This is a genomic window from Streptomyces broussonetiae (assembly GCF_009796285.1).
Lineage (GTDB): Bacteria > Actinomycetota > Actinomycetes > Streptomycetales > Streptomycetaceae > Streptomyces > Streptomyces broussonetiae.
On record NZ_CP047020.1, the window covers coordinates 7,396,250 to 7,422,314 of the forward strand.

General features: G+C 69.2%; 21 protein-coding genes and 1 pseudogene. 16 read left to right on the forward strand and 6 right to left on the reverse strand.

What is annotated here, in order from left to right:
- Positions 1-5 precede the first annotated feature (5 nt).
- The 10 genes from GQF42_RS33950 (at position 6) to GQF42_RS33995 (ending at position 14,082) form a co-directional block, all read left to right on the forward strand.
- On the forward strand, positions 6-1,268 hold the full coding sequence (locus GQF42_RS33950; protein WP_158926363.1) for a cytochrome P450: 1,263 nt from the start codon (positions 6-8) through the stop codon (positions 1,266-1,268).
- Positions 1,269-1,291: 23 nt separating this feature from the next.
- Positions 1,292-2,338, forward strand: coding sequence for an NAD(P)-dependent alcohol dehydrogenase (locus GQF42_RS33955; RefSeq protein WP_158926365.1), 1,047 nt, complete (start codon positions 1,292-1,294; stop codon positions 2,336-2,338).
- Positions 2,339-2,438: 100 nt separating this feature from the next.
- Positions 2,439-3,116 (forward strand): HdeD family acid-resistance protein, encoded by a 678-nt coding sequence (locus tag GQF42_RS33960; protein WP_158926367.1) that lies wholly within the window; start codon positions 2,439-2,441, stop codon positions 3,114-3,116.
- A gap of 274 nt (positions 3,117-3,390) precedes the next feature.
- On the forward strand, positions 3,391-3,603 hold the full coding sequence (locus GQF42_RS33965) for an AI-2E family transporter (protein ID WP_233273541.1): 213 nt from the start codon (positions 3,391-3,393) through the stop codon (positions 3,601-3,603).
- A 314-nt stretch (positions 3,604-3,917) separates the two neighbouring features.
- Positions 3,918-6,476 carry a SpoIIE family protein phosphatase gene (locus GQF42_RS33970; protein WP_158926371.1) on the forward strand — a complete coding sequence of 853 codons (2,559 nt, stop codon included), beginning with the start codon at positions 3,918-3,920 and terminating at the stop codon, positions 6,474-6,476.
- 491 nt (positions 6,477-6,967) lie between these two features.
- On the forward strand, positions 6,968-7,360 hold the full coding sequence (locus tag GQF42_RS33975; RefSeq protein WP_158926373.1) for a BlaI/MecI/CopY family transcriptional regulator: 393 nt from the start codon (positions 6,968-6,970) through the stop codon (positions 7,358-7,360).
- Between the two features lie 26 nt (positions 7,361-7,386).
- Positions 7,387-8,283 (forward strand): M56 family metallopeptidase, encoded by an 897-nt coding sequence (locus GQF42_RS33980; RefSeq protein ID WP_158926375.1) that lies wholly within the window; start codon positions 7,387-7,389, stop codon positions 8,281-8,283.
- Positions 8,284-8,360: 77 nt separating this feature from the next.
- A complete protein-coding gene (locus GQF42_RS33985; RefSeq protein WP_233273542.1) occupies positions 8,361-9,482 on the forward strand; it encodes an MFS transporter in 1,122 nt (373 codons plus the stop codon).
- 167 nt (positions 9,483-9,649) lie between these two features.
- Complete coding sequence (locus GQF42_RS33990) at positions 9,650-11,233, forward strand: sialidase family protein (protein ID WP_199272890.1); 1,584 nt, start codon at positions 9,650-9,652, stop codon at positions 11,231-11,233.
- Positions 11,234-11,406: 173 nt separating this feature from the next.
- The gene (locus GQF42_RS33995) at positions 11,407-14,082 is read left to right on the forward strand and encodes a WD40/YVTN/BNR-like repeat-containing protein (RefSeq protein WP_158926379.1); all 2,676 of its coding nucleotides are present in this window, start codon (positions 11,407-11,409) and stop codon (positions 14,080-14,082) included.
- Between the two features lie 80 nt (positions 14,083-14,162).
- Here GQF42_RS33995 and GQF42_RS34000 read toward each other — a convergent pair whose 3' ends face one another.
- Complete coding sequence (locus GQF42_RS34000) at positions 14,163-14,402, reverse strand: hypothetical protein (protein ID WP_158926381.1); 240 nt, start codon at positions 14,400-14,402, stop codon at positions 14,163-14,165.
- 485 nt (positions 14,403-14,887) lie between these two features.
- Here GQF42_RS34000 and GQF42_RS34005 point away from each other — a divergent pair.
- Both GQF42_RS34005 and GQF42_RS45095 read left to right on the forward strand, forming a co-directional pair.
- Positions 14,888-15,235 (forward strand): annotated as a pseudogene (locus tag GQF42_RS34005) (transposase); the annotation flags it as partial.
- A gap of 272 nt (positions 15,236-15,507) precedes the next feature.
- Positions 15,508-15,654: a hypothetical protein gene (locus tag GQF42_RS45095; protein WP_199273178.1), complete on the forward strand. Its 147-nt coding sequence runs from the start codon at positions 15,508-15,510 to the stop codon at positions 15,652-15,654.
- A 50-nt stretch (positions 15,655-15,704) separates the two neighbouring features.
- On the opposite strand, the gene GQF42_RS34010 is transcribed toward GQF42_RS45095, so the two are convergent.
- Positions 15,705-16,757, reverse strand: a complete 1,053-nt coding sequence (locus GQF42_RS34010; protein WP_158916606.1) for an IS110 family RNA-guided transposase — start codon at positions 16,755-16,757, stop codon at positions 15,705-15,707.
- Positions 16,758-17,505: 748 nt separating this feature from the next.
- On the opposite strand from GQF42_RS34010, the gene GQF42_RS34015 reads away from it, so the two are divergent.
- Genes GQF42_RS34015 through GQF42_RS34025 form a run of 3 tightly spaced genes read left to right on the forward strand, consistent with a single transcriptional unit; the run spans position 17,506 to position 19,963 of the window.
- Positions 17,506-18,792 carry a molybdopterin-dependent oxidoreductase gene (locus GQF42_RS34015; RefSeq protein WP_158926383.1) on the forward strand — a complete coding sequence of 429 codons (1,287 nt, stop codon included), beginning with the start codon at positions 17,506-17,508 and terminating at the stop codon, positions 18,790-18,792.
- 2 nt (positions 18,793-18,794) lie between these two features.
- Complete coding sequence (locus GQF42_RS34020; protein WP_158930884.1) at positions 18,795-19,298, forward strand: hypothetical protein; 504 nt, start codon at positions 18,795-18,797, stop codon at positions 19,296-19,298.
- Positions 19,295-19,963: a class I SAM-dependent methyltransferase gene (locus tag GQF42_RS34025; RefSeq protein WP_158926385.1), complete on the forward strand. Its 669-nt coding sequence runs from the start codon at positions 19,295-19,297 to the stop codon at positions 19,961-19,963. Before GQF42_RS34020 ends, GQF42_RS34025 begins: the two co-directional genes overlap by 4 nt.
- 360 nt (positions 19,964-20,323) lie before the next feature.
- Here the strand turns inward: GQF42_RS34025 and GQF42_RS34030 are convergent, their stop codons facing one another.
- Both GQF42_RS34030 and GQF42_RS34035 read right to left on the reverse strand, forming a co-directional pair.
- The gene (locus tag GQF42_RS34030) at positions 20,324-21,088 is read right to left on the reverse strand and encodes a DUF4142 domain-containing protein (RefSeq protein ID WP_158926387.1); all 765 of its coding nucleotides are present in this window, start codon (positions 21,086-21,088) and stop codon (positions 20,324-20,326) included.
- A gap of 269 nt (positions 21,089-21,357) precedes the next feature.
- The gene (locus GQF42_RS34035) at positions 21,358-21,735 is read right to left on the reverse strand and encodes a hypothetical protein (RefSeq protein ID WP_233273543.1); all 378 of its coding nucleotides are present in this window, start codon (positions 21,733-21,735) and stop codon (positions 21,358-21,360) included.
- Positions 21,736-22,265: 530 nt separating this feature from the next.
- Between GQF42_RS34035 and GQF42_RS45100 the strand changes: the two genes are divergently transcribed.
- The gene (locus GQF42_RS45100; RefSeq protein ID WP_199272891.1) at positions 22,266-22,682 is read left to right on the forward strand and encodes a hypothetical protein; all 417 of its coding nucleotides are present in this window, start codon (positions 22,266-22,268) and stop codon (positions 22,680-22,682) included.
- Between the two features lie 252 nt (positions 22,683-22,934).
- Here GQF42_RS45100 and GQF42_RS34045 read toward each other — a convergent pair whose 3' ends face one another.
- Both GQF42_RS34045 and GQF42_RS34050 read right to left on the reverse strand, forming a co-directional pair.
- Positions 22,935-23,849 carry an NADP-dependent oxidoreductase gene (locus GQF42_RS34045; protein ID WP_158926389.1) on the reverse strand — a complete coding sequence of 305 codons (915 nt, stop codon included), beginning with the start codon at positions 23,847-23,849 and terminating at the stop codon, positions 22,935-22,937.
- Positions 23,850-24,225: 376 nt separating this feature from the next.
- Entirely contained in the window at positions 24,226-25,917 is a 1,692-nt protein-coding gene (locus GQF42_RS34050; RefSeq protein ID WP_158926391.1) for an acetolactate synthase large subunit, read from the reverse strand.
- Between the last annotated feature and the right edge of the window lie 148 nt (positions 25,918-26,065).

Here is a 26,065-nt window from a genome sequence, read left to right on the forward strand (position 1 = left end):
GCCTCGTGGTCGAGGAAACCCCCTGGCAGCAGGCCCTGCGCTACGCCAACCGCGCCAACCCGTACCCCTTCTACGAGGAACTGCGCAAGACACCGGTGGCGCGGCAGCCGGACGGCACCTATGTCGTCAGCACCTACCGGGAGATCGTCGCGCTGTTGCATGATCCCCGGGTCAGTTCGGACCCGAGGAAGTGTCCGGTCGCGGCCGGTACGGAGGACTTGGGGGAACCGGCGGCTGAGCCGATCAGAGAGGCGCTGACCGAGCCGAACATCATCACCTGCGATCCACCCGAGCACGACCGGGACCGCCGGACGATGATGCCGCACTTCGTCGGCCCGCCCCAGGCGCCTCACCTGATCTCCGACTTGGAACCCGACATCCGCCGCCTCGTGGACGGCCTCCTCGACGACATGAAGGGCAAGACCCGGATCGACGCCGTCGACGACTTCGCCTACCCCCTGCCGGTGACGGTGATCTGCAAGGTCCTGGGCGTGCCACTGGAGGACGAGCCACGCTTCCACCACTGGATCGAAACGGCCCTGGACGCCTTGGACTTCGGCCCCGAGGCCGCCTCCGAAGAGATCCGGAGCCGGCAGGCCGGGGCCCGCCAAGCCGTGCAGGACTTCGGGCAGTTCGCAGCCGAGCTGCTCGACCGGTACGCCGACCAGCCCGGCCCCGGCATGCTCTCCGCCTTGGTCAACGAGGACGGCCCGGAAGGACGGATGTCCAAGGGCGTCCTCGCGAGCAACGCCCTGCTCCTGATCTTCGCGGGACACGAAACCACGGTCAATCTCATCGCCCACAGCGTCCTCACCCTGCTGCGCCACCCCGACGCCCTCGAGAAGCTGCGGCGCCGACCCGAGTTGATCGTGCCGGGGGTGGAGGAACTGCTGCGCTTCGAGTCGTCGGTGCAGTTCTGGCACACCCGCTCCGCCCTGGAAGACATCGACATCGCCGGCACCACCATCCCCAAGGGGGCGCCGATCTTCCTGGCGTACGGCTCGGCGAACCGCGACCCGGAACGGTTCACCGACCCCGATGAACTCGATCTCGAGCGCCGCGACAACCAGCACCTGGGATTCAGCCAGGGCATTCACTTCTGCTTCGGCGCTCCGCTTGCGCGGCTCGAGGTCCAGGTCGCGGTCGGTGAGTTCGTCCGCCGGGTGCAGAATCCCCGGCTGGTCGAGGACCCGCCGCCGTACCGGCACAACCAGATCTTCCGCGGCCCGCGGCACGTCCTGGTCGACATCGACGGCATCCGCGACTGAGCGCGTGTGTGTGAGGGATCGCTATGCGGGCTTTCCAACTGGTCGGGTGGCGGCATCCGCCGGAGCTGCGCGAGGTGCCGGTTCCCGAGCCCGGGCCGGGGCAGGTGCTGGTGAAGGTCGCGGGTGCCGGTGCGTGCCACTCCGATCTGCACATCATGGAGGCACCCGGGCCACCACCCGGGCTCGTCACCGAACTGCCCTTCACGCTCGGCCACGAGAACGCGGGATGGGTGGAACGGCTGGGAGCGGGCGTCACCGGGTTCACGCCCGGGGACCCTGTGATCGTCTATGGCTCCTGGGGCTGCGGGGTGTGCGCCAACTGCCGCCAGGGCCGGGAGAACTACTGCCAGAACCTCGGCGGTCAGGGCCCCGGCCTTGGAGGCGGTCACGACGGCGGCATGGCCGAGTACCTGCTGGTCCCGGCGCCGCGGTACCTGATTCCGCTCGGCACCCTTGACCCCCGCCGGGCCGCCCCGCTCAGCGACGCCGGACTGACCAGCTATCACGCCGTCAAACGGTCGCTGCACCTGCTGGGACCGGGCTCGACCGCGGTCGTGATCGGGGCCGGCGGTCTGGGTCAGATGACCATCCAGATTCTGCGCGCGCTCACCACGGCAACCACCGTAGTCGCCGTGGACACCGACACGGGCAAGCTGAAAACCGCCAAGCACATGGGAGCCGACGAGGCACTGCTCTCGGGCGACGAGACGATTACGCGCATCAAGGACCTCACGGGACAGGTGGGCGCTGAACTCGTGCTGGACATGGTCGGAATAGACCCGACGCTGCGGATGGCTGCTCAGGTGGCCAGGGTGCTCGGCCACCTGACCATCGTCGGCCTCGGCGGCGGAGCCCTGCCCGTCGACTTCTCCAGCCCGCCGCACGAGTGCTCGGTCGCCTCGCCCTACTGGGGCACCCTCCCCGAACTGATGGAAGTGATCACCCTCGCCCAGCAGGAAAAGATCAGGATGCTGGTCGAGCACTTCCCATTGGAACGCGCCGCCGAGGCGTACCAGCTCCTGCACGACGGCAAGATCCAAGGGCGCGCCGTCATCACGCCCCACGCATGAGTACCGACGCCAACGCGGCCGACACGCACATGCGGCGTGGTCGGGTGACGACGGACATGCACTGACGCGACAGCGCTGCGCCAAGAAGGAGGCAGGCGCCATGACATTCCCCACCGATTCCCTGGGCCCCGTTCCCCCGCGCGGCACCGAGCCGGAAGAGAGGCCTGTGTCAGAAGGCATGGCCGCCCTGGCGAACATGGGCTGGCAGATCCTGCTCACGATGGGCCTCGCCACCATCGCCCTGGGCGTCATCGCCCTGGCCTGGCCGGGCGCGACGCTGCGCGTCGTTGGCATTCTCTTCGGTGTCTACCTACTGGTCACCGGTGTCTTCCAACTCGCCGCCGCCTTCGGCACCCACGTCCCACGGCACCTTCGCGTGCTGCACTTCATCACCGGCGCGGCCTCCGTCCTGCTGGGACTGATCTGCTTCCGGGGCACCCTTGAGTCGATCCTGCTGCTCGCCCTGTGGATCGGCTTCAGCTGGCTGCTGCGCGGCACCACGGAGACGGCCGCGGCGGCCTCAGCCCCGGCCATGCCGGGGCGCGGCTGGCACGTCGCCTTCGGGATCGTCGGAGCTCTGGCCGGCATCGTGATGATCGTCATGCCGTTCGCCTCGATCGCGACACTCACCCTGGTGGTGGGCGTCATGGCCATCATCGTGGGCCTGACCGAGGTGGTCCGCGCCATCAGGACGCGCGTCGAGATCGGTCATCTCGCTTCGGGCACGGCCACCCAGCGGCGTCCTCTGTTCCACGCGCGTCCGCACCCTCAGCACTGACCGGCTGGAAGCGGTGAGCGGCGTTCGGGTCAGTCGGTGTGACGGCCATGAGACCGTCCGACGAGTGAGGCCGCCCGCCGGACGACGGCCCATCCCGGCGTCCGCCATCCGGTGGGCACGGCGCCCGGTCGATGGTGGGGAACCCATACTCGTAGCGTCCGGGGACTGATCCGGCACCGTACGGGAGTGGGCAGGGTGACGGCTTCGCCGTCGAGCCCGACGGGGACGACCGGGGCGTCGGCGTGGATGGCGACGTCGTCGGGTGTCCCGGACGGTGAAACTCAACCCCCTCACCGTGCTGCTGGCCATCCTGATCGCCGCCGAGGTCGCCGGGATCCTCGGTGCATTGCTGGTCATTCCGGTCACCGGCGTCATCCAGGTCGTCCTCGGTGACCTCTGGGCCCACCGCAAGGGTCGGCCGCTTAGGTCGGCGATGAGCGCAGACAACAGCCCCGAGAACGCCGACGGGTCCGGCGACCCTGGATGACCGCTCCGTGACACTCGGCCGCCGGGAGCGGCATCTCTGTTCCACGCACGTCCGGAGGAATGCCACCGGTACCCAGGCAACGGCGAAACCTGTGCACATCAACATCAAGTGATCATTCAATCAGTCTTGAGGTGCTTGACGATGGCGCCGCTTTATCTGATGATTTCATCATAAGTGGGCAGAATGCCGGATATGGCGCCATGCCCCCACGTGTGCCGCTCAACCGGACAACGCCGTTCACCACCGCTGCACACAGAGCCGCCGCGCCCCGCGCCGACGCTCTCTTCACCTCCGCAACGATGGGATGAACCGCGATGACCTACACCGAGCACACCCCCCGCGCCGAACCGGTGAGCCCCCGAGAGATGCCCGACGCCGCGATCGCGATGCTCGATGCGGAGGGAATCGTGGTGGGGTGGACGCAGGCCGCGCAGCAGCTTGTCGGCTATGTGGCCGGGGAGGTGGTGGGACGGTCTGCCGAGCACGTGCTGCCGCCATTCGGGGAGGTGCGGACGGCTTCGGCCTTCGCCGAGCAGTGCCGGGCGCGAGGTGGCTGGTCAGGGACCGCGGCGATACGCCACCGCGACGGCCACACGCTCAGCATGACGCTGCGAGTCTCGTCGTTGTGCGGGCAGGACGCCGACACCCGGTGGCTGGTGTCCGTCACGGACATAGGTTCCCTGTCCTCGGGAACGGCCGGAGGACCGGTGCGCGAGTCGCTCCTCACCCGCGCTCCGATCGGCATCGTCGTCTATGACCCGCGGCTGCGCTGCGTCTATGCGAACGACGCCATGGAGCGTCACGACGGCGTGCCTCGGCACCGGCGCTTCGGGCGTGGCCTGAAGGACTCGCTGCCCGCCGTGGAGGCCGAAGCGCTCGAGGTGGTGATGCGGCAGGTGCTGGAGAGCGGGACCACGAGGGTGCACGAGTACCGGGCCTGGCCGCCGGCAGACCGGCGCCGTGAACATGCGTTCTCGGCCTCGTTCTTCTGCCTCCAGGGCGCGGACGGCACGCCCCTGGGCGTGTGCTCCATGACCGTGGACGTCACCGGAAACCGGCGGGCACGCGAGCGCCTCGCCATCCTCAGTGAGGCCAGCACGCACATCGGCAGCACCCTCGACGTGATGCGGACCGGGCAGGAACTGGCCGAACTCGCCGTACCCCTCCTGGCCGACCACGCCCTCGTCGATCTGGTGGAGTCTGTTCCGTTCGGCATCGAGCCGTCGGCTCGGATCGGCACGATGAGCGGCCGTCCACTGCTGATGCGCCGTGCCGGTGTGGCCTCAGTCGACCTGGGTGTCCTGGAGTTGCCGTGGGTGCGCGAGGAAGTGGTCCACGCCCACCCGGACTCACCGTTCACCGCCGCCGTACGCACGGGCCGTTCCTACTTGGAGCCCGCGCTGGACACCCGTTCCGGCCCCTGGGTCGACCACGACCCGGTACGGGCGCAGAGGGTACGCGACAGCGGCGTCCACTCCTTGATGGTGGTACCCATCCGTGCGCGGCGCTGCGTGCTGGGACTGGCGCTGTTCGGCCGCTCCGAGGAACAGACGCCGTTCCAGGAGGACGACCTGCTCCTCGCCGAGGAGTTGGTCACCCGGGCGGCACTCTGCCTGGACAATGCGCTCCAGTACGCCCGCGAACGCACCGCCGCCCTCACGCTGCAGCGCGACCTGCTGCCCCACCGGGTGCAGGGCGGTGCCGCCGTTGAGGTCGCCTCGCGCTATGTGCCGGCCGACATGGACCACGGCGTGGGGGGTGACTGGTTCGACGTGATCGAGTTGTCCGGGGCCCGGGTGGCCCTCGTCGTCGGCGATGTGGTCGGACACGGCATCAACGCCGCGGCGACCATGGGCAGGCTGCGCACCGCCGTGCGCACGCTCGCGGACCTGGACCTGCCCCCCGACGAACTGCTGGCACACCTCGACGACACGGTCCGGCGGCTGAACGACGAGGACGCCGACGACTCCGGCCAGGCCCCGGCGGTGGTGGGCGCCACCTGTCTGTACGCCGTCTACGACCCGGTCACCCGGCGGTGCACCATGGCGCGCGCCGGGCATCCACCGCCCCTGATCGCCGGCGCACAGGGCCGGGTCACCGTCCCCGAGTTGCCCGCCGGAGCCCCGCTCGGCCTCGGTCTCGGCCTGGTTCCCTTCGAGTCCGTGGAACTGGAACTGCCCGAGGGAAGCGTGATCGCCCTCTACTCCGACGGGCTGGTGGAGTCCCGGGACGAGGACATCGACGTCGGCCTGCGCCGCCTGGGCGCCGCCCTGGCACATCCGGGTGCGTCCCTGGAGGACATGTGCTCAAGAGTGATGGAGACCTCGCGGAATTACACACCGGCCGACGATGTCACCTTGCTCCTTGCCCGGACCCGCGCGCTCGAGCCCACTCAGGTCGCTTCCTGGGACCTGCGGAACGAACCGGCCGTCGTCACGACAGCCCGGCGCCTGGCCGCCCGTCAGCTCAGGGAATGGGGTCTGGAGTCGCTCGTGACGCCCATGGAGACGATCGTCAGCGAACTGGTCACCAACGCCATCCGCCACGGCGACGGCCCCAGTCGCCTGCGGCTCATCCAGCACCGGGTGCTGACGTGCGAGGTCTCCGACAGCAACACCGGCCAGCCACGCCCCCGCCATCCCCACACGCTCGACGAGCACGGTCGCGGCCTCCACCTGGTCGCCCAACTCTCGCGCAGGTGGGGTTCCCGCTGCGCAATGGACGGCAAGATCGTCTGGGCCGAACAGGACCTGCCCTCCGCGAGCGGCGCACGGTGTGCCGTCGGGGAGCGGGGAGACCGACAGCGAGCGTCCGCGCATGCTTCCGTAGCCGCAGCCTCTGACAAGGAAGGCGGAGACACGACCACCCAGTGAGGGTGAAAACGCCGACTCGACAGGTGCCTCCCGAGCAGCGATGAGCGGCTCCGGTGTCGGCCCCGGCGGCAGGGTGTCCGCCTTGGTCGGCCTGGCAGCCGCCGTGCTCGACGATCGGAGGCGTGGTGGTGGGGGAGGGTGGGGGGACCGGCACGGCAGAGGATCTGAGGGGGCCCCACCGTCGAAGTCCACGCCCGCCCCGTGTGGGAATTGGTGGCCGACCACACGGACGATCGCCGCGGACAAGGCTCTGCAGGACAGGGCGAGCGGCAGGGCCAGCCCGGCGGCCCGCGCGTCGTTGTGGTCGAAGCCGAGGTCGTTCTCCTTGCACGGGTGGCGCTGGGCGCGACGAACCTCTCCGCCGAACAGCTGAGGTGGGCGAAGACTCACACGCTGTGAGACCAGCCTGAGTCTCGCAGCGTGTGCGACAAAGGGGTGCCGTAGTCTCCGTAGCGACGGACGGCGGCGGACGGGAAGGAAGGGAGCTGACCATGCCTGGCGCGCATGACGGGGCCGACGCCGCCGAGGCGGCTACCCGGCGTCCGGCCGGGGCACTTGAGGCCGAGATCATGGCCGCGCTGTGGGCCGGCGAAGGGCCGATGACCGCCGCCGAAGTCCACCAGCGGCTCGGCGACGGCTTGGTCTACAAGACCGTGCTGACCGTACTCGGCCGGCTCCGCGCCAAGGGCCTGGTGGATCGAGAGCCCGTGGGCCGTGCGTACGCCTACACGCCCAGCCGGGCAGCGGCAGAGGTAGCCGCTCAGGAGATGAACGCCGCGCTGCGCCGCACCGGTCACCGCGCCGAGGTGCTCCAGCGCTTCGTGGACACCCTGGACGTCGATCAGCAAGCCGCCCTGCGCGCCCTGCTCGACTCCACGGACTGAGCCGGTCCGGAAAGGCGACGAAGTCCGTGTACCTGACCGTCTACCTCCTGCTTCTCGCGCCGGCCGTGCTGGCTGCCGTCGGCCCCCGTCTGGCCCGGCAGCTCGCACCGGCTGCCGCGGCGCGCACCCTGGCGGCCATCACGGCGGTCGCGGCGGCGTCCACGGTCTGGGGCCTGCTGGTCTTGGCGGCCGGCGGCCTGGGCCGCATCGCAGAGGTCCTCGCCTACACACGCCCCGACCCGGCCGCGCTCGCCGCCGCTGATCCGGTGCCGCGCACGCTCGGGGTGCTGGCTGCCGCTCTGTTGTCCTGCGGCCTCTTCCGTCTGGTGCGCGCTGGGTGGCGACGGCGCCGTGAGATGCGGGCACTGGCCGGTCTGCGGGCCCTGCCTGCGGCCGGCGACCTGATCGTGGTGGCCGACGATGAGCCGGACGCCTACGCGCTGCCCGGCCGGCCCGGGCGGATCGTGGTCACCTCCGGCATGCTGCGCGCGCTGCCCGGCGACGAGCGAGCGGTGCTGTTGGCCCATGAGCATGCCCACTTGGCGCACCGGCACCACTACTACACGGCCCTGGGTGAGATGGCTTCTGCGCTCAACCCCATCCTGAGACGTCTGCGCGGCGAACTCGGCTTCGCAGTGGAACGCTGGGCTGACGAGGACGCCGCCCACGCGGTGGCCAGCCGAGCGCTCGCGGCCCGCTCTCTGGCCCGAGCCGCCCTCGCCGGCACCGGCCGAGGCCCCGCCACAGCGCCGGCCTACCTGCGCCACCAGGTCACCGCACGGGTCCGCGCCCTGCAGGGCGCTCGCCCGGAAAGCCGCCGAAGCGCCGCACTGCTGGCGGCGTCCCTGGTCACCGCGACGGCAGTCGCGCTCGCCGACGCCACCTCGGCGCTCAACCGATTCCTGGAGATCTTGCACCCGTGAACGGGCCCGCAACGCCAACGCCTTCATCCGCAGCACGCCCGACGTGGCTGACCCACAACGTGAAAGTACTGTGTGGGGTGTCCTTCCTCCAGGACGCCGCCAGTGAGCTGCTCTATCCGATCCTGCCGATCTTCCTGACCACCGTTCTCGGCGCCCCGCCCGCCGTGGTCGGCGCGATCGAGGGCCTCGCCGAAGGCGCCGCGTCGGTCACCAAGGTCGCCGCCGGCCGCCTGGCCGACCGATTCGCCCGCCGGCCGCTCATCGGCGCCGGATACGGACTGGCCGCAGTCGGCAAGCTACTCATCGCTCTCGCCACCGTGTGGCCGCTGGTGCTGGTGGCCCGGGTGGTGGACCGGCTCGGCAAGGGAGTGCGGGGCGCCCCGCGTGACGCCCTCCTCGTCGACGGCGTTCCGCAGAGGCAGCGAGGCAAGGTGTTCGGGCTGCACCGGGCGGCCGACACCGCCGGCGCCGTGGTCGGTCCACTGGTGGGTCTCGCGCTGTACGAGGGCCTCGACCACCGTCTGCGGCCGTTGTTCTGGGTCGCGGTGATCCCGGCTGTCGCCTCGGTCGCCCTGGTCGCCGTCGTCCGTGACCCGGGCCGGACGGGTGGCGCTTCGGCGAAGGCCGTACGCACCCGGTGGCGGTCGCTGCCCCGCCCGTACTGGCGCGTTCTGACGGTGCTGTTCGCCTTCAACCTGATCAACTTTCCCGACGCGTTGCTCTTGCTGCGTGCCCACGAGCTGGGCCTGTCCACGGCCGGAGTCGTCGGTGCGTACGCGGTCTACAACCTCGCCTACGCCGCCCTGTCCTACCCCGCCGGAGCCCTGTCCGACCGGCTGCCACGACCGCTCGTCTTCGCCGCGGGCCTGGTCTTCTTCGCCGTCGGCTACCTCGGCCTCGGCCTCATCCATGCGCCCTGGCTGGTGTTCGTCGTCCTGCCCCTGTACGGCGGATTCGCCGCCTGCACCGACGGTGTGGGCAAAGCCTGGATCTCCACCCTCGTTCCCGACCGCCAGCAGGGCACGGCCCAGGGCCTCTACCAGGGGGCAACCGGCGCCGCCGTCCTCCTCGCCGGACTGTGGGCCGGGCTCGCCTGGGGCTCCGACGGGCATGTCCCGCTCCTGGTGTCCGGCGCTGCTGCCCTCGCCCTCGCTGCTGGCCTGCCCGTCCTCGGCCGCTCCCCGCAGGCCGACAGGTGACCGAACCGGCAGGCGATTATTGACGTGTCCTTGACTCCTTCCTCCAACTCCGGTCCCACGACGCCGGGCTAGGCTCGCCAGGCGACTCATGTCCCGGCGACACCGGGACCGTACCTGCGCCAGCACAGCCCAAGACGGACCGTCTTTCGCGGAGTTGGGGAATCGCCATGCGCACACGTACAAGAGCGTCTTTCGCGGCCACCGCCACTGTGTTCCTGCTGGCCGCCGCTGTGGGCAGTTCCGCGGCCCTGAGCGGCAGCCAGCCAGTCCACCTGGTCTCACCCACCGACCCATATGCCACCTGCGACATCAGCGGCGACGGGAGCGGCACCAATTACCCGTCTGCTGAGGACGAGCCGTACGTCACCGTCTCCCCGCGCGACCCGCGCGACGCGGTCGGGATCTTCCAGCAGGACCGCTGGTCCAATGGCGGTGCCCGGGGGCTGACCGCCACGTACACCCACGACGGGCGGCACTTCACCGAGACTCCGCTGCCGTTCTCGCACTGCGCGCCGGCCGGCCTCGACTACCAGCGGGCGTCGGACGGCTGGGTGAGCACCGGCCCCGACGGCACGGTCTACGCCAGCGGCCTGGTGTTCGACGCCACCGACGCGCGCAACGGCGTCGCCGCGTCGACCTCGTACGACGGCGGACGTACCTGGAAGCACACCACCCGCCTGATCGACGACACGCAAGCCGCGTACACCGACGACAAGAACGCCGTCACCGCCGACCCCGTCCGTCCGGGCGTCGCATACCAGGTCTGGGACCGCATCGACGAGGACGACTCCGCCAAGGTCTACGACGGGCCCGCCTACATCTCCGTCACCCGCGACGGCGGCAGGCACTGGTCCAAGGCCCGCCCGTTCGTCGACACCTCGGTGGTGCCGCACTCGCAGACCATCGGCAACGTCATCGTCGTCGACCCGCGCACCGACACCCTCTACGACGTCTTCGACTGGCAGACGTACGACATCGACTACACGACCGGCACCTTCACGCCCACCGACCTGCACTTCGCTGTCGTGAAGTCGACCGACCAGGGGCGCACGTGGAGCAAGCCGGTCACCATCGCCAAGGACACGTCCGTACCCGAGGTCGATCCCAACGCCCCCACTGACGCGACCAAGTCCCTGCGGGCGGGCGGCGATCTGCCGAACGTGGCCATCGATCCGCGCACGGGTGAGCTGTACGTCGCCTATGAGGGTTCGGACTTCAGCGGTGGCGCCTACGACTCCGTGGAACTGATCCATTCCGTCGACGGTGGGCGGACCTGGTCGGCGCCGAAGAGGGTGAACACTGTCGCCTCGGCACCCGCTTTCACGCCCTCCATCAGCGTGGGCACCCGGGGCACGGTGGCGATCACCTACTACGACCTGCGCTATCTCGCTGCCGGGAACACCACCACCCTCCCCACCGCAGCCTGGCTCGTCTCCCTGCCCCGTGGTGCGGAAGGCCGTGCCACCGAGCGCCGCGTTTCCCGCGTCTTCGACTGGCTCCAGGCCCCTTACGCCGGTGGCCACTTTCTCGGCGACTACGCGGGCCTCGCTACGGACGGCCGCGCCGCCGTACGGCCACTGTTCGTCGAGACCAACGCCAACGCGCCGCAGGACTCAACGGACGCCTACAGCGGTGTGCTCCCCACCGGGAGGACCGGGAGGCCCTACGGACCGTTCACCGAGGCCGCGGCCACAGCCCCAGCGCGCGTGGCGGGAGCGCTGACAGCCCGGCCGCACAGGATCGTCCGGTGACCGGAGAGGCGTCGCAAACCGGCTGCGGCCACCGGAACTTCGGATTCATGTGAGGCGCCAGGTAAACAACCCGCCATTTTTCCTGTGAGCCCTTGGTGTGGCTGTTGTGGTCACGCCAAGATCCCCTCTGCGCCCAGGACACCCCCATGCTCCCGGCGCAGGGAGGAGCGGGCATGTTGCCCCCGAAGCACCAGCGACGGTTCATAACCTGCACCGTCGTAGCGGCCGCGTTCGGACTGGTGACCACCCAGTCGTACGCGGCGTCCAACAACGCAAAACCCCGCCCCTGGCAAGCACGCCACCAGGCCGCCATCGGCCGGCAGCACATCAAGGCAGTGCACGCTGGTCACGGCGTGTCCGCGTTCGCCGCGGAAGGCGGCGATGACGACGGGGCCGACGAGGCGGAGAACTCCGCCGAGGCGACCGCCCAGTTCACCGAGGCCCGCACCGCGCCCGGCGTGGTCGCACCCGGCGCCTACGGGGCGGCCTGGCAGCAGTTGCAGTCGATGAAGCACACGAGCGGCAGCTGGGACCACGTCACCAGGAAGGCGTACAACGCCGACGACCCCCGCTACCGCGATGTGAACTCCAACTCCAGTGCTGGCGCGGGCCAGGTCACGGGCCGGATCACCGGCATCACGGCCGACGACCAGGGCTATGTGTACGCGGGCGGCGCCAACGGCGGTGTCTTCCGCTCCACGACCGGCGGCGGGCACTGGAAGCCGATCTCCGACAAACTGCCGTCCCTGTCGACGGGCACCCTCTCGCTGGACGGGCAGAACCGGCTCTGGTACGCCACCGGCGAGTCCAACACCGGGGCGACGTCCTTCGTGGGGACGGGCGTGTACGTCCTGAAGGACCCGCGCCACGGGCAGTTCCAGCCCGGCGACCGAGTGGGCGGCGCCGAGCTGGAGTCCACGGTCATCCACGCCCTGCGCTTCGCCGGGACTACGGCGTGGGCGGCCACCAGCACCGGCGTCTGGTCGCACTCCACGACCACCTTGTCCGGGCCCTGGAAGCACGAGTTCGCCCCCAACCCGGACTACCTGCCGGGTGGTTCGAAGGCGGACGACCCGAGCGCGCCGTACAAGAACATCGCCAACGACATCGCCGTCGACCCCAAGGACCCCTCCAAGGTCCTCCTCGCGGTCGGCTGGCGCGGCGGCGACACCTACAACGGCCTGTATGCGAAGCAGGACGACGGCAGCTGGAAGCCGGTCAGCGGCCTCGGTGACCTGCCCACCAGCAGTGCCGACGTCGGCAACATGACGTTCGCCGCCGCGGCCGACGGCTCGCGCCTGTACGCCATCGACCAGTCGCCGGCGCAGATGGCCGCCAACCCGGACAGCGGGCTCAAGGGCGTGTACGTGTCGAAGAACGGCTCGCCCTTCGGGCCGTGGACGCAGATCGCGGACTACACCAAGCTGAAGGCGTCCGGATCCGCCCTGCAGAGCGCGGGCTACATGCCCGGCATCCAGTCCTGGTACAACCAGTTCCTCCAGGTCGACCCGGCCAACGCCGACCATCTCTACCTCGGCCTGGAAGAGGTCTTCGAGACCAAGAACGGCGGCCAGAGCTGGACCGTGCCCGGCCCGTACTGGAACTTCCCCTTCCCCTGCTGGAGCATCGACCCGGCCAAGCAGACCGGTGACTGCTCGCCCACCGTCCACTCCGACCAGCACGCGGTCGCGATCGGCAGCTACAAGGGCAGGACCTGGGCGTACGTCGGCAACGACGGCGGCATCTACCGGCGCCCGCTGAACGGCGCCGTCGACTCCGGCGGTCACGCCAAGGACTGGCAGTCCCTGAACGACGGCACGCTCGACACCCTCCAGTACTACTCGGTGGGTGTCGGCAAGGACCTCACCTACGGTGGCGTCTCCGTGACCGGCGGCCTGCAGGACAACGGCCAGTCGATCCTGCGCGGCCGTGACAAGGTCATGGGCTCCAACTTCGGTGGCGACGGCGGCGATACCATCACCGACCTCGCCAACGGCTGCAACATCGCCCAGGAGTACGTCTACCTGGACATGTGGGTGACACAGGACTGCGGCGTGAACGACGGTTCCTGGTCGACGGACCCGTCCAAGGCCACCGAGTACGAGGTCGCCCCGCCGGACAAGGACCAGGGCGGCGCGGGCGCCCGCTTCATCGCGCCGATCACCGCCGACGCCAAGGACACCAACACCTGGATCGCCGGTGGCCGGCACGTGTGGGTGAACACCAAGGGCTTCGCCATCCGCTCCGGAAAGGAATGGACGAACGCCTACGACCTCGGCGAGGGCCACACAGCTACGGCCGTGGCGTCCTCCGGCGGCACGGTCTACGTCGGCTGGTGCGGGCCCTGCAACAACCAGGGCTTCACCCGGGGCATCGCGGTCGGCAACGCCGACGGCACCGGCTGGCACCAGCTCAACCTCCCGGTCGACGGCACCATCCCCAACCGCTACATCTCCGGCTTCGAGATCGACCCGGCCAACGCCCAGCACGTGTACGTGGCGATCAACGGCTTCTCCCGCCGCTTCACCGAGGGTCCCGGGGCGGGCGTCGGCCACGTCTTCGAGTCCGGGGACGGCGGCGCGAGCTGGACGGACATCTCCACCGACCTGCCCGACGTCCCCGCCGACACGGTCAAGCTCCTGCCGAACGGCGGCCTCGCCCTCGGCACCGACCTGGCCACCTTCTACCGGCCCGCCGGCGCCACGAAGTGGCTGGTCCTGGGCCACAACCTGCCCACGACGGCCGTGATGCAGCTGCGCCTCGGCCCCGACGGCAAGCTCTACGCCGCCACGCACGGACGCGGCATCCGGTCCTTCGACGTACGCCGCCTCACGGGCCGCAAGGACTGATCACCACCCGTACGCCACGTAGCACGACGACGGCCGGTGCGGCCCCGCTCATGGGGCGCACCGGCCGTCCGGCGTTCGGGTCACTGCACCGGATATGCCGCCACACTCAGCCGGAGCGTGAAGAGCGGCGCGCCCTCGGGACCCCACGTCACGGACACCGATCCGATGCGCGCGGCACTCACCGTGACCCGGGTGACGCCCCTGCCGTCGGTGGCGGACGAGGTCACCAGCGCCAGCATCGGGTTGCTGCTGCGCGGCTGCGGCCAGGAGCCCTGGGCGCGGGGCTCCAGGACGACCGTCACCGTCGTGCCGGATCGCACACACAGGCTTCGGATCGAGGCATCCCCGGCGCTGTGGGTGATCGTGGCAGAGCCTGCCAGGCAGCCTGACGACGCAGAGGCCGTAGGGCGGGGCCTGGCGGTGTCCCTGGGTGGCGACGACGGTGTCCCTGGAGGTGCTGTCGCCGAGGGCGACGTGGCGGGCGAGGCTGGGTGACTCGCCCTCCCTGTACTGCTTGCCGACGGCGTCGTGGCGCGCGGGTCGGCGGAAGAGCGCGGTGGCGTGGAGCCGGAGTGGTCGCTACTGCCGCTGCTTCCGCAGGCGGTCAGCAGGCAGCCGACCGCAACGACGGCGGCCCCGAACCACGACCCTCTGAGCACCGGCCTGCGTCTTTGCTGCTCAAGCGCCACAACTGCCTCTTCACGTCGCCGCACGCCACTGTGACGTCCGGGTCCGGCGCCCGGTTCCTGCGCCCATAGTCCCGTGCTCATACACAAAGGTGCGCGCCGGCGTCGTACCGGTGGGCATCGGCCCGGACCGCGCAGTCACCTTGCTGATCACCATGGGGGACAATCCCGAACGGCTGAACACCGAGGCGTCCTTTGCTGCGCTTTGCGGAGTCAGCCCCGTCGAGTATTCGTCGGGCCGTCGGAGCACACGCCGGCTCAACTACGGCGGCGACCGTCAGGCGAACGCCGCCCTGCACCGCATCGTGTTCACCCGGCTGCGCCACGACCCGCGCACCCAGGCGTACTACGAACGCCGCACCCAGGAGGGAAAGGCCCGACGTGAGATCGTCCGATGCCTCAAGCGGTATGCCGCCCGAGAGGTCTTCAACCTGGTCAGACCGGTTTCTCGCACCCCTGCGTTATAGGGGCGTCTGTGAGAGCGCCAGTTCGACGGCAAGCCTGCAGACGCGGCCGGAGGGCGCTTCCGAGGGGGTGTGCTGCAGCTCCGGCGGTGGCACCGCACCCCTCGGGTTCTCCCCCAACGAGCACTTGACGCGAGGGCGTAGTGATGACAGACACGCCTGCGGTAGATGCGGCCCGGGGCCCTTGGCGACCAACAGGTCATAGCATTCGCTTCTGCAAAGTCGAACGTCTCTGAAGGTGCCTGAGGCGATGCCTGCCCCGCTTGATGTTCCGAATGACAGGGACGCTGGAGCAGAACTTCAAGAGCGTCCTACGCCGTAACAGGGCGGGCGGGGGGGACCGGATCGCCTGTACCGCCGACTCCACCACCAAGGTCTGCCAAACCGTCGTATCCCAGAGCCGCTATCACATCGAGGGCTGAGTGCTCCGGCGATCCCCCGCCGACCGGGGTTGCGTCCTATTACTCCTATGTCAAGCGGCCGTTGCGAGAGTGATCACGTTGCTGTGTGATTCTCGGGCGTCGCGCCGGAGGGCCCGGTAGACGACGTCGGACAGGTGACGCTTGAGGGCGCGGATGGCTTCGGTTGTGGTGTTGCCGGCGTTCTGCCGACGCTGGAGGTAAGCGCGGGCGTCGGGGTGGTAATGGGCCTGGGTGACCGCGATGCGGTGCAGGGCTGTGTTGAGCTGGCGGTTTCCGGTACGACTGAGTCGGTGTCGTGCGCGGTTGCCCGACCACACGGGCAGGGGTGCGGTGCCGTTGTGTCGGGCGAAGGCGGCCTCGGACCTGAAGCGCGTGACGTCGGCGGTCTCGCCCAGGATCTTCGCAGCGGTGAGCGTGCCGCAGCCGGGGATCTTCAGCAGGTTCGGGGCCAGCGTCTCGATCCTGCCGGTGATCTCCTTCTCCAGCTCACGGATCTCGTCGGTCAGTGCCTGGCAGCGAGCCAGCAGTCGCCTGGCCAGCCGTGCAACGATGCCGTCGGAATCACGCAAAAAGTCCTCGACCACGGCGACCTGCCGGGAATGTGTCAGGCTGCGAGCCGGGGGATCAAGACCGGGGTCGAGTTCGTGCAGATGCCAGCGCATCCGGTTGATGATGCGCGTGCGTTCGGTGACCAGGTCTTCGCGGTAGTCGACCAGCAAGCGCAGTTCCCTGCTGGGCCCGTCCAGTTGGGCTGTGGGTAGGTCGGGTTCACGCAGCGCGGCCCGGGCGACGGCCAAGGCATCGATGGGGTCGGACTTGCCGTATGTGCGGGCCGCCTTACGGCAGTTGGCCATGAGCTTGGGAGGCACGCGGACAATGCGTTCCCCGGCTGCCAGTAGATCGGCTTCCAGCCGCCGGGAGAGTTGTCGGCAGTCTTCCACCGCCCACAGACGGTGCTCGCCGAACCGCCGTGCCCAGGCCAGTAAACGCAGGTGATCGGAACTGGTGGTGCCGGTGGTGTGAGTCCCAAGCTCACGGCCTCGCTCATCAGCAGCGACTGCGGTGTGGTTGCGCTTGTGGGCATCAATTCCCAAGACGACCATCGATCCCCTCCTCTGTGCTCGCACAACGGACGGGCCGGGCGACGGGCACCCCTCAATGCGGACGAACTCACACTCCTATCAAGCCACTGCCGCTGGCCCGCAAGGCCGCCCCGCGGGCCGCATAACGGGACTTGGCCACCGACAACGAGGCACGAAGTGGTCGAGCGAACCCGCGGGACTACTACCGAGCATGACATTGAGGGAAGTGGTGTACGGGCTCCCACCTGATCCGGGCGTTTTCCGCGGCGTCGGAGCGAGTGTCCGGATACAAGAACGGCCACCGGCTGATCTTCGAGTTGTCGAAGGCTCGAAGGAGATCAGCATGATGACCGTTTCCCCCGTGTGCCCAGAACGTGTCCGTTGCGACGCACCTGAGCGACTGGCTGAACAGGGAGGCGCCGCTCCGACGAGGGTGCAGCGGCCACGAGGGGGGAGGGGCAGATGGCCGAGGTAGCGGCTCCGCCGTTCGGTTGGCGGTGGACGCCTACTCGCGCCTCGGACCCGGACAGCCTTCCCGACCTGTGCCAGCTTGTGTGTGTTCGGCTTGCCTTGGGGCGAACGTTGGCGAGCACAGTCCGAGGACTGGAGGAGACGGTCGATGGCACGTGGCGGACGGCCGCCGGGTTCGGCTTCCCCTGGTGGAACACCACGCCGCGGACCCGAAGAGAGACCGGCGCCGAAACGGCTTGATCGCATGCGGTGCGCCGCGGCCGCCGCCGTGGCGGCATGCGGTGCGCGGTGCCGTGCGATGGCTCGGCGTGCCGGGCGCCTGCCTGCGCCACCGGGTCCTTTCCGGCCGGAGTTCTGGCGCAGTCCGATCCGCGGGCCCTGGCTGACGTCGGTGTTCGGCCTCGTCCTGCTGATCGGCATTCCGTTGCTGTTCGTCACTGGACTGCTCTCTTACGCGTCCTACAACCCGGGCCTGAGCCCCTTCAACGACGAGACCCCGGACAAGGGCGTTCTGGGCTTTTATCTCTTCAGCTGGCCCACGCACCCGTACTGGCTCTACCGGCTGCTCCAGGGCGTCCACGTGACCCTGGGCGTGGTACTCGTTCCGGTCGTGCTGGCCAAGCTGTGGTCGGTCATCCCGAAGCTCTTCGAATGGCTGCCCGTGCGGTCCGTCGCCCACGGTCTGGAGCGGCTGTCTCTGCTGATGCTGGTCGGCGGTGTCATCTTCGAGTTCGTCACCGGCATCCTCAACATCCAGCTCTACTACGTCTTCCCCGGCTCGTTCTACCGCCTGCACTTCTACGGCGCCTGGGTGTTCCTCGCCGCGTTCGTCGTCCACGTGTCCCTCAGACTCGGCCGGATGACCAGGGCCCTGCGCTCACGCAGTCTTGGCGCCGAACTGCGCACCGGTCTCGCCCACACCCTGCCCGAACCCCCGGATCCGGACGGCCTGGTGCCGGCTGCCCCCGCCGCGCCGACGATGACACGGCGCGGCGCGCTGGGCATGGTCGGCGCGGGATCACTGCTCCTTCTCGTCGTGACCGCGGGACAGAGCATCGGCGGCCGGCTGCGCGCCACCGCGCTCCTCGCACCACACAACCGCAACCCCGGCAGCGGCCCGAACGCCTTCCAGATCAACAAGACGGCGGCGGCCGTGGGTGTCACTCCCCAGCTGGTCGGCACCGACTGGCGGCTGGAGATCCATGGCCGCGGCCCGGGTCTGGTCCTCACCCGTGAGCAGCTCCTGGCGATGCTCCAGCACACCGCCGCACTGCCGATCGCCTGCGTGGAGGGATGGTCCACCGAGGACCAGCACTGGAGCGGCCTACGACTGGCCGACCTCGCCGCCCTGGCCGGGATGCCCGACGCCGGAAGTGTTCTGGTCGAGTCCGTCCAACCGCCGGGCCCCTTCACCAGAGTGGTGCTGCGGGGCAACCAGATCCGCGATCCCCGGTCGTTGCTCGCCCTCCGGGTCAACGGCGCGGACCTTTCGCTCGACCACGGCTACCCGGCCCGAGTCATCGTTCCGGCCAACCCCGGCGTGAACAACACCAAGTGGGTCGGCCGACTCACCTTCAGGGCGTGACCATGGCACGATTCGTCCGCTGGTACGGCTCCGGCCCCCTGCATCTACTGGTCCTGATCGCCTCGTTCGCCCTCACCGGCTACGCCATGGTGCGCCTGTTCGCCGTTCAGCCGCTCGCGGTGGCGCTCTGGTTCGTCGGAGCAGCGATCCTCCACGACCTGATCCTGCTGCCCCTCTACTCGCTGGCCGATCTGTCGGCCCTCTCCGTGCTGCGCCACCGCTCTGCCGGCGGGCGGACAGTCCCGTGGATCAATCACCTGCGCGTCCCCGCCTTCCTGTCGGGTCTGCTCCTGCTGGTCTGGTTCCCCCTCGTCTTCCGCATGGCGGCCCGATACAGCGGAGACACCGGCCTGTCCGACACGGTCTACCTCGGTCGGTGGCTGGCCATCACCGGTGCGCTCTTCGCCGCCTCGGCAGCGGCCTTCGCGCTCAGACTGCGCCGCGCCCGGCGGGCCGGCCGAGGCGACGAAAGCCGACCGGTCACGGACCATGGCTCCACACCATGACAACCGACGAGGGCGAGCAGTACGGCGCGGAGGAGGATCCTTATGCGCTGGTTCTGCGTCCGGCCTGGGCTCCGGTGTTCCTGCGGTTGGCGAACGGTCGCCGGATCCGGATGCCGGTGCGCCGCTGGCATGAACCACCCACGGCGGACGACGAGACCGTGCTGGAGCGGTGTGTCGGCCCCGTTCTCGATGTCGGTTGCGGACCGGGGCGGTTGTGCAGGGAACTTCTGAGCCGGGGCGTCTTCGCCCTGGGAGTGGACATCGCGCCCCGCGCGGTCGCGCTGACCTGCGCCCAAGGCGGACTGGCACTGTGCCGGTCGGTCTTCGACCGGCTGCCGGCCGAGAGGGCCTGGCAGACGATTCTGCTCATCGACGGCAACATCGGTATCGGAGGTGATCCTTACGGCCTGCTGCGCCGCTGTGGCGGGCTCCTGGCCCCGACTGGACGCCTCGTCATCGAGGCCGAGCCCGAAGACGTCGAAGAGTGCTCGGCCGTTCGGTACGAGGGCCCTCATGGTCGCTGTGGGCCGCCCTTTCCCTGGGCGCGGCTGGGGCTGCGTGCGGTCCACGGGGTCGCTGCGGACCTTGCCTTCAACGTCACCGACCAGTGGACGAGCGGGCACCGCCGCTTCGCCACCCTCATGCACGCGCGGATCGGCATCTGACCCTGTGCGGAGGCGAGCCCCTGACGCCAGGGCGAGAGCGCGGAGGAACGAACTGGAGCCGGGGGCGCCTCTCGACGCGACGTCGAGTCCTTCGACAGCGCGAACTCCCTGCTGCTTCCAAAGGCCGGCGGAGCCACATGGAGGTCGCGGCCGAACTCAGTGAACGATCCCCAATGCTTCCGACGATGACGGGGGACGGATCGCAGGACGTGGTCCGCATGCGGCGCGTGCTCGAGTGGACGAGGGCGGCAGCTTGGCCGGGGATGCCCCGCTGGCCAGGTTCCGATCGTGCTACGGACAGTAGCCATGGCGCATGAGCGGTCGGTCTCCAAGGAAGTGAAGGTGTTCCTGCACGCCGGGTCATCCCGCAGTTGGGGAAGCCGTGGGTGAGGGTTCCGTGGCGGGGCCTGTCGGTACCCCCTCGGTCGACAGCCCGGGGGGCACCGTGAGGGTCACGACGGGCGCGCCCGGCTGCGGCACCGGTGGTGTGACCTGGGCTGCGGGGAGCTTGGGCGGGGTCGTCTCCTGGAAGTTCACCTGGTCGAAGTTGACCAGTCCGGTCTTCTCCATCTGTGTGATGTGGTCCAGGACCACGTCGTTGGCCTGGTCGGCGAGGGCCCGCACGAGAGTGTTCTCCGTGGTGGAGCGGATCTTGGCGATGGTGTTGAAGATCGAACCGTGGGTCATGCGCAGGGTGTTGGCGAAGTCGGTGTCGAACTGCCTGCCCCGGTCGGACTGGAACGTCGCAAGGAAGCCCTGCTGCTGGGGTGTGGGCTGGTTGGGGATGGTGATGTTCAGTTCGGGGGCGATCCTGCGACAGCTGGCGTCGAGCGCGGCGTGCCCGATGACCAGGTGCCGCCCGGCTTCGCGCACGGTCGCTGTCGTCCCCTTCTGCATGGCCAGCTGCCCCGAGGGGCCTTCCCACAGCCCGGCGGAGCGCACGAAGACGACGAAGTTCCGGTCGGCTTCGGTGAGCGGTCCCCACTGGGTGTTGGCGATGATGCGGGACTGGTTCGAAGCGGTGTTCTGAATGCCCAGCATGCTCGGGTAGATGAGCGCAGCAAGGGTCAGGACCAGGGAGCCGCCAACGGCGGCGGTTCCGATCGCGTTGCGTGAGACGGGCATGGTGCCTCCCAGGGCGGACGGGGGGTCGTCATCCGGGATACGCAGACCGCAATGCAAGAGAACCTTTGCTCTAGGTAAAGATTGCATGATGCCAAATATGACCTAAGGAGTCGGCCGGGAACCGCGGCGGGTTACGGCCTGGACCGGATCTCCCAGCCGCTCACTGTGCCTCCCGACCGCCACCCCACCGAGCGCGGCGAAGAACTCCAGGCGCTGAACGCGGCCTTCACGGGTACTACCGGCGGTACCGACCGGACGGGCCGGCTCGCTCAGGGCGAGGAGACCCGCGCCTGGAACCGAACCAGTCCGGCCACGCCGAACTGCAGGGCCACCGGCAATATCTGTCGCGTGCTGACACCGTGCACGTGATGGAGCAGGACGCGTGGTCCGTCGGCGCTGCCGAAGGTCACACTGGTCCCGCTCGTCACCAGAATGCCGGCGGTGGACAGTGAGCCGTCGCCCTCGGCCGACTTCCCCCCGACCAGTTCCCCGCGTTTCCCACGGGGGGTCGCGACCATGCCAAGGTGTTCGTGGACGCCGTCGTCGTTTCGTACGGTCATGTGGAGTGAGCCGTCACCGGAACGGTCCAGATGCGCGACGGCATCCGTGATCGTCAGGTCGACCTCGCCGGTGACGACCACATACACACGGCCAGGAACGGCCGTACTGCTCGTGACTGGTCGAGTTGAGTCAGAGGTGGGGGCGGAGGAGCCGTTCGCGCAGCCCCACGGACAGCGAGGCGGCCAGAAGGATGTGGATGCGCGGTGCTGTGCCAGCCATCTTTGCAGTATGCCAACGTCATTTGGCCCGGCGACTCAGCACCCCCTCGGACGTTCCGCGTTGCTGTGACTCCACGGTGTGGCCTCGTGCCGCAATTTGCGGCGGGCCCCCATCGGCGATTCCGCGGCACCGCGAGCGCTCGATTGCCGATTCTGATCACTGCCACGCCCAAGGAAGGGTGAGAGCTGGCTCTGAATGGCCGCCTGATGATCAAGGTGACGCAGCCGGACGGCGAGGTACGCGGTAGGCCGTGCCCCGCGCACGCCGAAAATCCCGACTCGCTAATGGCGGGGGACGCGGCGCTGCTGCGGGGGGAGTCGGGCGAAGGCTTCCAGGTTCGGCTGCCGAGGCCAAAGGGTCGTAACGCTCAGCGGTCGTGGTGGGGTAGGAAGGGTAGGTGACCGATAGAGGTGAACCGGGCGCGGGTGCTGCCCCGCCAGAACTGTGTGATCTATGCGGGGAAGCGATCTCGGGGCAGGCCGAGGTCCACGCGTTGGTGCCTGATTCCTCGGTGATCCATGGGCATGATCCGAAATTGGATGGCAAACGGTGGCTGACGGCGTGTTCACGCGAACATTTGGATGCGCTGGTCGACGTGTACAGACAGCGGCCGTTCGTGGATGCCGAGCTGTGGGCAGGCAAGATCGGCCGTGCGATCGAGGCTCACCGTGGGAGGATCAGCCCGGAGGAGCTGGCCAAGGAGACCGGGCTCACTCAGGAGCAGATCGAACTTGGGGAGTCGTGGCAGAGCCAGGACGCCTTGCGCTGGCGTCGACCCTTCGAGAAAGCCGACGGCCCAGAGTCTTCTGGGTGACCACGCTGCTTGCTCAAGCCGCGCAACGACGCCATCCACTGCGTGGACCCGTGGACACCACACGACGGTTTCCCAGGCGATGAACGTCAAGTTTGGCGGTGAGGATAACGTCCTGCCGTGGCGACAGTGGCGTGGCCCCGGAGTGAGCAAACTTTGACAGCGCCTCCTCGGTCGCCCACCCTCAGCCGACTTCTCGATCGCGCCCGGCGGGCACCGTGGTCCAGCATCGGGACCGGGCGGTGCCCGGTCGGGTCATGCTGGGGTGAGCACGATCTTCTTGCCGCCGGCCCGACCGGTGACCACTCGGGCGAACGCGGCCGGTCCCTCGCTCAGCGGCAGGGGTTCCGGTGCGAGTTTCAAGGTTCCCGCGGCGGCCTGCTCCGCCAGCCGGAGAAGCTGCGCGGCGTTGGGCTCGAGGTAGAGGTTCCAACTCGTGATGCCTCGTTCCTCCGCAGGCGCGTCCGAGGTCAGGGAGCACAGTCGACCGCCGTCCCGGACCAAGGGCAGGGCGGCGTCCGCCGTGCCGGTGGCGATGGTGAGTGCGGCGTCGAACCCGCCGCGTACCCTGGCCGACCAGTTCGGGTCGTGGTAGTCGACAGCCTCCCTCGCTCCCAGACCGAGCAGGCGCTCTGCGGCGGCAGCAGAGGCGGTCGCGGTCACCTCGATGCCCTGGGCCGCGGCGAGCTGGATGGCCAGGGCTCCGGTGGCCCCGCCTCCGTTGGTGATCAGGAGCCGCTGTCCTCGGCTGAGGTCCAGTTTCTCCAGGGACTGCCAGGCGGTGAGTCCGTTGACCGGCAGCGCCGCCGCGTGCACGGCGTCCAGCCCGGGTGGGCAGGCTGCCGTATGGTCGGCGTTGATCAGAACGCGTTCGGCCCAGAAGCCGCTTCCCCCGGGCAGCGGGGCCTCGTGTGCGAGCACCCGGTCGCCCACGGCAAACCCGGTGACACCCGCGCCGACGGCCAGCACCTTGCCCGCGCCCTCCACTCCCAGCGCCGCCGGGGGGCGCAGCCCCACGTCCCAGCCGGCGCCGTTCAGCAGTTCGTCCCACGGGCCGACCCCGGCCGCCTCCACCGCCACCAGGATCTGACCGGGCCCGGGAGATGACGGTTCGGACAGCTCCAGCAGGGCGACTTCCTTCCCGGCCCCGGATACTCCGCACGCCTTCACAGCAGATCTTTGTCCTCTTACTCAGTCCGGCCGACCGGGAGGTACGGGCCGGAAATCCAAACCAGGCACGTGTCGACCTCGGGATCCCCTGCAGAGGTCGCCCGTGGTCTCAGCCGCATTGGTGTCGAGCCTATGCATCTAGTGGCCCGGGCATGTGGTCCATTTGAAGAGTGGCTAACCGGGCCAATGGTGGAATGGATCTGCACCGGATCTTGGGTCGGGTCGAGGAGTACGTCATCGTGTTCGAGTAGCGAAAGCGTCAGTCACGCTGAGGCAGCAGCGGCTCCAGGCGTTAGCCGTTGTTACTGACCTGCGGCGGCCTCTCATGCTCCTGGCAATTGGACGGCTTGTGGTGTCGAGAACCTGGGCCGGCGGGTCAGAACGGTCCGCTGAGGCTGCCGAGCCGATCGGTCAGGCGCAGGTTCTCGGTGTAGTCGACGGGGCAGGCGATCACGGAGACGCCTTCGTCGTCGAGGGCGCGACGCAATGCGGGCAGCAGCTGGTCGGCGGACTCGACCCGGTAGCCGTGTGCGCCGAAGCTTTCGGCGTAGGCGACCAGGTCCGGGTTGGTGAAGCGGGTGTGGCTGTGGCGGCCGAGTTCGAGTTCCATCTTCCAGGTGATCAGGCCGTACTCCTCGTCCACCAGGACGAGGACGACCAGGGGGATGTGTTCGCGGTCGGCGGTTTCGAGTTCCTGGGAGTTCATCAGGAAGGAGCCGTCGCCCATCATGGCCAGGACGCGCCGGTCGGGCCTGGCCAGTTTGGCGGCGATGGCGCCCGGCAGTGCGAAGCCCATGGTGGACAGGCCGTTGGAGACGAGGCAGGTGTCGGGTTCGTAGGTGGGGTAGAGGCGGGACATCCACATCTTCCCGGCGCCGGTGTCGGCGAGCACGATGTCGTGGCGGTCCAGGGCGGTCCGGACATCGCTCACCACACGCTGGGGCACCAGCGGGAAGGCGTCGTTGTCACGCCCGTACGCTAGTTCGTCGTCGAGCAGTGTACGGATCTTCACGATGCTCTCCGAGTCGTAGGTGAACCCTTCGGGCAGTGCCGAAGCGAGTGCGTCCAGCGCCTGTGACAGGTCGCCCTCGATGCCCACTGCGACCGGGTAATGTGCGTCCACCTCGGAGGGGAAGCGGTGTACGTGCACGATGCGCTTGTCGCCGTCGGGGTTGATCTTGGTGGGGTCGAATTCCTGGATCTCGTAGCCGACGCAGATCACCACGTCGGCGGTGTCGAAGCCGAAGTTGCTGTAGTCGTGGCGCATGAAGCCGACCGCGCCGAGGGCGTTCGGATGGTCGTCGGGGAAGACACCCTTGCCGTGGAAGGTGGTCGCGACCGGGATGTCCAACCGCTCGGCGAACCGCACGAGAGCGTCCGAGGCGCGGGCTCGCGCGGCGCCATGGCCTGCCAGCACGACAGGACGCCGTGCCGTGGTGAGCACCTCGACCGCCCGCGCGATCTGCGTGAGTGACGGCGCGTCGGCGTGCACCGTGTCGATCTGCAGGGGTGCCAGATGCTCGGCGGGCCGCTCCGCTTCGATGTCCTCGGGCACGGCCAGGAACACGGCACCGGGGCGCTCGCTCTGCGCGATCTTGAAAGCCTTGCGTGTCATCTCCGGCACCGCGTCGGGACACTCCACGCGGGCCGCCCACTGGGTGACGGGGGCGAACATCGATACCAGATCGATGACCTGGTGCGACTCCTTGTGGGTGCGGCGCAGCGAGCCCTGGGCGGCAAGGGCCACCATCGGTGCGCTGTTGGTCATGGCATCGGCGGTGCCGAGCAGCAGGTTGATCGCGCCGGGGCCCAGAGTGGCCGAACACACCCCGGCCCGGCCGGTCAGCCGTCCGTAGATCTCGGCCATGAACGAGGCGGCCTGCTCGTGGCGCACCAGGACGTACCGGATCCCGGAGCCGCTCAGGGCGTCGACGAAGCGGATGTTCTCCTCGCCGGGGATCCCGAAGACGTACTCGACGCCTTCGGCTCGCAGACAGCGCACCAGCAGGTGTGCGACGTCGTCCGCTGCTGCCGTGGTCCGCGACCTGGTCGCGCCTTCGGTGCTCATGAGGCGAACGTAGGTACCCCTGGCTGCCCGGGCCACTCGTCCGCCGCCGACCGGGCGGGGACCGCTGTGGCCGTTCGGAGGCGTTGTGGTGGCGGCTGCCGCGGTCGGACCGCACGCTGGCGAAGTGGGAACGATCCGCCGTGCACGA

Coding starts and splice junctions, on each gene's coding strand:
- GQF42_RS33995 (WP_158926379.1), top strand. CDS start 11,407: ATGTTGCCCCCGAAGCACCAGCGACGGTTCATAACCTGCACCGTCGTA.
- GQF42_RS34030 (WP_158926387.1), bottom strand. CDS start 21,088: ATGCCCGTCTCACGCAACGCGATCGGAACCGCCGCCGTTGGCGGCTCC.
- GQF42_RS34020 (WP_158930884.1), top strand. CDS start 18,795: ATGGCACGATTCGTCCGCTGGTACGGCTCCGGCCCCCTGCATCTACTG.
- GQF42_RS34010 (WP_158916606.1), bottom strand. CDS start 16,757: ATGGTCGTCTTGGGAATTGATGCCCACAAGCGCAACCACACCGCAGTC.
- GQF42_RS45095 (WP_199273178.1), top strand. CDS start 15,508: ATGACAGGGACGCTGGAGCAGAACTTCAAGAGCGTCCTACGCCGTAAC.
- GQF42_RS34025 (WP_158926385.1), top strand. CDS start 19,295: ATGACAACCGACGAGGGCGAGCAGTACGGCGCGGAGGAGGATCCTTAT.
- GQF42_RS33990 (WP_199272890.1), top strand. CDS start 9,650: ATGCGCACACGTACAAGAGCGTCTTTCGCGGCCACCGCCACTGTGTTC.
- GQF42_RS33955 (WP_158926365.1), top strand. CDS start 1,292: ATGCGGGCTTTCCAACTGGTCGGGTGGCGGCATCCGCCGGAGCTGCGC.
- GQF42_RS34050 (WP_158926391.1), bottom strand. CDS start 25,917: ATGAGCACCGAAGGCGCGACCAGGTCGCGGACCACGGCAGCAGCGGAC.
- GQF42_RS33975 (WP_158926373.1), top strand. CDS start 6,968: ATGCCTGGCGCGCATGACGGGGCCGACGCCGCCGAGGCGGCTACCCGG.
- GQF42_RS33970 (WP_158926371.1), top strand. CDS start 3,918: ATGACCTACACCGAGCACACCCCCCGCGCCGAACCGGTGAGCCCCCGA.
- GQF42_RS33960 (WP_158926367.1), top strand. CDS start 2,439: ATGACATTCCCCACCGATTCCCTGGGCCCCGTTCCCCCGCGCGGCACC.
- GQF42_RS34015 (WP_158926383.1), top strand. CDS start 17,506: ATGGCTCGGCGTGCCGGGCGCCTGCCTGCGCCACCGGGTCCTTTCCGG.